The sequence below is a fragment of the Halobacillus sp. BBL2006 genome, assembly GCF_000786645.1.
Lineage (GTDB): Bacteria > Bacillota > Bacilli > Bacillales > Halobacillaceae > Halobacillus.
Genome location: NZ_JRNX01000865.1, coordinates 1 through 1303 on the forward strand (window position 1 = coordinate 1; position 1303 = coordinate 1303).

A 1303-nucleotide genomic window follows, 5' to 3' on the forward strand; every position below is an offset into this window, starting at 1 on the left:
AAAACCAGAATCTGAGTCGGCGACTTCTTGAAGAAAGAACAAGAAATAAGTAAAATAAAAAGATTAACGAAAGGAAACCAGTAAGCATTTCGAAAAAATTAAGCCTTGTGTTAAATCCCATATTTGCAATAAACGAGCCGATCGTTATAGAAAGAGCAAAGCTGTAATAATTTTTATGCGAGTTGATATGTTTTCCAATAATTAATGTCACGACGGTTAATAAAACGAAGCTACCTAGTGTCCTTGACACCATTATTATCAAGTCTTCCATCCTCATCCTCCTTTAACTACAGTATTGACCAAAAAAATAAGTCCTTATAATAGAAGAAAGTGAATGGAACGAAAAGAAAGAATAGGCATAAAAAAAGACCCTCTATGTTAAAGAGGGTTAATCACCATCACATTTTAATCGTGACTTTATCTTTTTTTCGAAGTTCAATTACAGGTATCTTGTAGTCTAATCCCCGTCGAGTAATTTCCTGTTTTAATAATTGAACAAATTCAAGCGAAAGCTCTAGTCGACATGCCATTTGATAAGTATCTACAAGTAAATCATTAGGCAGTTTCTTCACCTAAGGCGCCCCCTTGATTCATTCATTTTAGAATGAAAAATAAATTACCTCGCAGGAGCCGGTTGCACTAGTTACTCCCTATAATTCAAGTGCCCAAATAAGAATCATAGTTCATCGCATTCTCTCTGATAAATTTCCAACAATTATATCGTCATATCATATCTTATTATAAATGATTTTGAATAGTTTCACTATACTAAAAATTCCCTAAAATTGGATTGTGGTGGCGATTCAGTTCGATTCCTGTTTTTTTATGTGGAGAATGCGTGAGACTAGTATTTATGAAAAATCCTTTAGAGAATGTGGTTCATCAAAATTCAAACAGGGTATAGTTCTTATATGCCACTGATTTTAGAGCAGTAGTCAGATTGGATTGGTTTGGAGGTGATTGGATGAGTTTAATGTTTACGAGTGTAAACAGTGGAGTTGAAAATCAGAAGAGTTATCTCGTCAATAAGCTGAGGGACCTTGGTTATACGGTGGATCGTGTCGGAAAAAGGACGAGAGACATGACTTTACCAGAGCTTGAACAGATCTATATTAATCTTCAATACAAACAAAAAGCCGGGACGGAAATTTAGAACTTATCAAGAATGGATTGATTGAATTAATGGCGAGTTATAATAAGAGAAGCGCGATTCCCACGAGTAATAAACCAATAGTTCCCGATAGCAACGCGATTTTTCCCGCTCGGTTTAATTTATGAAAGATTCTCATGAACATTTTCTTCA

General features: G+C 34.8%; 2 protein-coding genes, 1 pseudogene and 1 riboswitch. Of the genes and pseudogenes, 1 reads left to right on the plus strand and 2 read right to left on the minus strand.

Features of this window, described 5'->3' with window-relative positions:
* Together LD39_RS23705 and sda are read right to left on the minus strand one after the other, a co-directional pair.
* Positions 1-271 (minus strand): annotated as a pseudogene (locus LD39_RS23705) (DUF421 domain-containing protein); the annotation flags it as partial.
* 127 nt (positions 272-398) lie between these two features.
* Positions 399-572, minus strand: a complete 174-nt coding sequence (gene sda / locus LD39_RS22355; protein WP_081988537.1) for a sporulation histidine kinase inhibitor Sda — start codon at positions 570-572, stop codon at positions 399-401.
* A 47-nt stretch (positions 573-619) separates the two neighbouring features.
* Positions 620-703: riboswitch (cyclic di-GMP riboswitch) on the minus strand.
* Between the two features lie 261 nt (positions 704-964).
* Between sda and LD39_RS20575 the strand changes: the two genes are divergently transcribed.
* Entirely contained in the window at positions 965-1153 is a 189-nt protein-coding gene (locus LD39_RS20575) for a hypothetical protein (protein WP_035553116.1), read from the plus strand.
* Positions 1154-1303: the final 150 nt, after the last annotated feature.

Coding starts and splice junctions, on each gene's coding strand:
- LD39_RS20575 (WP_035553116.1), top strand. CDS start 965: ATGAGTTTAATGTTTACGAGTGTAAACAGTGGAGTTGAAAATCAGAAG.